Below are 4,021 nucleotides of genomic sequence, written 5' to 3'. Positions count from 1 at the left end.
AAGCACCGCCCCGGCGAAGTTGTGGCGGCCGAAGCTCAGTCGGGGTCGGCGGGCGCGGTCTCGATGACGTGGAAGGCTGGCTCCTCGTACGGGTGCGCGCCGCGGAGCGCGGCCACGACCTCGCGGCGCAGCCCCTTCGGGAAGGTGACCTCGACGCGGTGCTCGGGCAGCCGCTCGAGGTCCCCCACCGTCCCGATCGCGGGGTCGGCGCCGGCACCGGGCCGGAACTGTCCGGTGCCCACGGTGAACCACGCGCACTCGGTGTAGTCGCCGATCGCCCCCGCCCCGGCGGCGAAGAGCGCCGCGAGCACGTCGTCGGTCGCCCCGACAGGTGAGTAGAAGACGAGGACGTCGAGCTCGATCATGCGTCGGTCCTCGGGCTACTTGCCCTCGAACTGCGCCTTGCCCGGGCCCTGCTCGACGAAGGACGCCATCCCGATCTCGCGGTCCCGTGTCGCGAAGAGGCCGGCGAAGAGCATCCGCTCGATCTCCAGACCGGTCTCGAGGTCGACCTCGAGACCGCGGTCGACGGCCTCCTTGGCCGCACGGATCGCATACGTCGCCGCGCCGACGTACTGGCCGGCCCACTCCCGCGCCGCGGCGTAGACCTCGGCGGCAGGCACGACCTTGTCGGCGAGCCCGATCGCGAGAGACTCCTGGGCGTCGAGGAAGCGCCCCCCGAAGATGATCTCCTTCGCCTTGGCCGGCCCGACGAGACGCGACAGCCGCTGCGTGCCCCCGGCCCCGGGGATGATGCCGAGGAGGATCTCGGGCTGGCCGAGCTTCGCGTCGTCGGCGACGACGCGGAAGTCGCACGCCAGGGCGAGCTCGCACCCGCCACCGAGTGCGTATCCCGTGATCGCGGCGATCACGGGCTTGGGGATGCGGGCGACGGCGGTGATCGACGCCTGGAGCGGGCCCGAGCGGTCGACCATGTCCGTGTAGGACATCGTCTGCATCTCCTTGATGTCGGCACCAGCGGCGAAGACGCGCTCGCCGCCGTAGACGATGACGGCCTTGACGTCCTCGCGGTCGGTCGCCTCGATGGCGGCGTCGCGGATCTCCTCCTGGACCTGGACGTTGAGGGCGTTCATCTTCGGACGGTCGAGCCGGATCGTGCCGATGCCGTCCTCGACCTCGAGCCGGACGAACTCGCCCATCACTGGCCGCCCTGCGTGGTTCCGTCGCCCGGCTGGGCCTGGTCGTCCGCCGGCAGCCAGGACTGGAAGAAGAACTGCACCGCCTGGAGGATGTGGTTGATCGAGAGCGGGGTGAGCAGCTTGAGGTCGGCCCAGTCGGGGACGACGTGCTCCGCGGAGACGACGAGGCTCTCCTGCACCAGGCACAGCTTGACGACGTTGAGCTGCAGCGTCATGTCGTTGCAGCGCGCCAGGCGCTCGTTTCGGTCGGAGGACACCGGATCCTGCAGCTGCCACTGGCCGAAGAACCGGACGAGCGGGATCTCCCCCTCGGCGACGCGCGCGAAGAGGGTCTGCTCGTTGACGGCGAACTCGAGGTCGCCGTCGTTGTCGACCTTGGCCTCGACCCCGAGATCCCCCAGCACGGCGAGGATGCGGTCGCGCACGGGCGTCTCGCCCTGGGGAGCGCCGTTCGGCGGGGACGCGGGCGGCTGGAAGTTGGGCAGCGAAGTCGGATCGGTCATGGCCCCACCGTAACGAGGGGGGCGCCTCCTCGTCACATACGCGGCGCCAGGTGCAACCGCCCGAACCTCAGCACGGCCGCCCGGCTGCCGGCGGACCGGTCGGAGGTGCACGCCGTCTGCCACCTTAGGCTGGGACCCGTGCCCCCTCCGCCCGGAACACCTGATGTCCCGCCCGAGCCGGGGGTTCGTCTCACCCCGGAGGGGGGCCGGTTCTGCGTCTACGCCGGGCACGCGACGGGCGTGGAGGTCTGCCTCTTCGACCGTGACGCGCTGGGACGGGAGACCGAGCGCCGGGTTCCGCTGCGCCACCGCGCCCACGGCTCCTGGTTCGACACCGTCCCCGACGTCCGCGTCGGCCAGCGCTACGCCTTCCGGGCGGACGGGCCGTGGGAGCCCGAGCGTGCCCTGCGCTACAACCCGCACAAGCTCCTGCTCGACCCCTACGCCCGGGCGCTCGACGGGGTCGTGACGATGCATCCCGCGCTCTTCGCCCATTGCGTCGGACCCGACCTCACCGGCGACCTCACCGTGCCCGACCGACGTGACTCAGCGGCATACGTCCCCCGGTGCGTCGTCGTCGACGACACCTTCGACTGGGGAGCCGACGAGCCCCCCACGTGGTCGCTGACCGAGTCGGTCGTCTACGAGGTGCACGTCAAGAACGCCACCGCCAGGCACCCCGAGGTTCCCGAGCGCCTCCGGGGGACCTACGCCGGGCTGGCTCACCCCGCCTTCATCGCGCACCTCCGCAGTCTCGGTGTCACCGCCGTGCAGCTCCTGCCGATCCACGCCTTCACCCACGAGCCCGAGCTCGTCGCGCGCGGGCTGACGAACCACTGGGGCTACAACACCCTCGGCTACTTCGCCCCACATGCCGCCTATGCCTCGACCGACGACCCGCAGGGGGTGCTCGACGAGTTCAAGGGCATGGTCAAGCTGCTCCACGCGGCCGGGATCGCGGTCATCCTCGACGTCGTCTACAACCACACCGCCGAGCAGTCCCAGGACCGCATGACCCTGTCCTGGCGCGGCCTCGACGCCCGGGCCTACTACCGGCTCGACGCGCGTGGGCAGGACATCGACGTCACCGGGTGCGGCAACACGCTCGACCTCACCCATCCCGTCGTCGCCGGGATGGTGCTCGACTCCCTGCGCTACTGGGTGAACGAGTGCCACGTCGACGGGTTCCGCTTCGACCTCGCGGTTGCGCTCGCCCGCGGCCGGGACGACGCCTACGACCCGAACCACCCCTTCCTCGTCGCCTTGCGGACCGATCCGGTCCTGTCGCGGGTCAAGCTCATCGCCGAGCCCTGGGACGTCGGCCTGCACGGCTGGCACACGGGCAAGTTCCCGCCCCCCTTCTCCGAGTGGAACGACCGCTTCCGCGACAGCGTGCGCACGTTCTGGCTGCGTGACCTCGCGGCCTCGACGTCCGGGGAGACCGGGCACGGCGTGCGCGACCTCGCCACCCGGCTCGCCGGGTCCCAGGACCTCTTCGGGGTGCGCGACCGCGGCACCATCGCCTCGGTCAACTACGTGGCCGCCCACGACGGCTTCACCCTCGCCGACCTGACCACCTACGACGTCAAGCACAACGATGCGAACGGCCAGGGCGGTCGGGACGGCTCCGACGACAACCGCTCGTGGAACCACGGCATCGAGGGGCCGACCGACGACGCCGCGGTCAACGCGGCACGGCGACGGTCGATGCGCAACCTCATGGGAACGCTCCTGCTCTCGAGCGGGGTGCCCATGATCAACGGCGGCGACGAGCTCGGCCGGAGCCAGCACGGCAACAACAACCCCTACTGCCAGGACAACGAGATCTCTTGGTACTCATGGGATCTCGAGCCGTGGCAGGACGATTTGCTCGAGACCGTGCGACACCTCGTGCGACTGAGGCGGGACCACCCCGTCCTCCGCCAGCGGCACTTCTTCTCCGGCCGACAGGTGCACCCCGACGGGTCGACCGACCTCGCGTGGTTCGGTGGTGACGGAGACGAGATGGGCCGGCGCTGGGACGGGCCGGCCGTCGATGCGCTCCAGGCGCTCTTCAACGGGGCGTGGTTCGGCCACCGATCGGCGCTCCTGCAGGTCAACGGAAGCGCGTGGGCCGCGGAGGTCACGCTGCCGCGGGCACCCGGCACCACGGCATACGAGCCGCTGTGGGACAGCACGGAGGAACGGCCGGCGCCGGCGGGACCACTCGTGCCGGCGGGCACCGAGGTGACGATGGGACCGTCGTCGATGCGCTTGTGGAGTGCGCTCGACCGGCCCTGATCAGGCGCTCTCGTCGCCCGGGATGGGAGAGGGAGCGCCGACCAGGATCGGGCCGGGGTCCGAAAGACGGTGGTCGCC

The 4,021-nt window shown here is 71.0% G+C and carries 4 protein-coding genes; 1 reads left to right on the top strand and 3 read right to left on the bottom strand.

Features of this window, described 5'->3' with window-relative positions:
* Positions 1-35 precede the first annotated feature (35 nt).
* From LOY02_RS18240 to LOY02_RS18230, 3 genes are read right to left on the bottom strand one after another with little or no spacing between them, the layout of a single operon-like run.
* Positions 36-365: a hypothetical protein gene (locus LOY02_RS18240; protein WP_317183793.1), complete on the bottom strand. Its 330-nt coding sequence runs from the start codon at positions 363-365 to the stop codon at positions 36-38.
* Between the two features lie 15 nt (positions 366-380).
* The gene (locus LOY02_RS18235) at positions 381-1,160 is read right to left on the bottom strand and encodes an enoyl-CoA hydratase/isomerase family protein (RefSeq protein ID WP_317183792.1); all 780 of its coding nucleotides are present in this window, start codon (positions 1,158-1,160) and stop codon (positions 381-383) included.
* Positions 1,160-1,663 carry a T3SS (YopN, CesT) and YbjN peptide-binding chaperone 1 gene (locus LOY02_RS18230; protein ID WP_317183791.1) on the bottom strand — a complete coding sequence of 168 codons (504 nt, stop codon included), beginning with the start codon at positions 1,661-1,663 and terminating at the stop codon, positions 1,160-1,162. Before LOY02_RS18230 ends, LOY02_RS18235 begins: the two co-directional genes overlap by 1 nt.
* A 138-nt stretch (positions 1,664-1,801) precedes the next feature.
* Here LOY02_RS18230 and glgX point away from each other — a divergent pair, with 138 nt between their 5' ends.
* On the top strand, positions 1,802-3,943 hold the full coding sequence (glgX, locus tag LOY02_RS18225) for a glycogen debranching protein GlgX (protein ID WP_317183790.1): 2,142 nt from the start codon (positions 1,802-1,804) through the stop codon (positions 3,941-3,943).
* Positions 3,944-4,021: the final 78 nt, after the last annotated feature.

The sequence above is a fragment of the Intrasporangium sp. genome, assembly GCF_032907665.1.
Lineage (GTDB): Bacteria > Actinomycetota > Actinomycetes > Actinomycetales > Dermatophilaceae > Intrasporangium.
The sequence above is the reverse complement of the archived record's forward strand: the minus strand, read 5'-3'. Positions and strand labels throughout refer to the sequence as shown.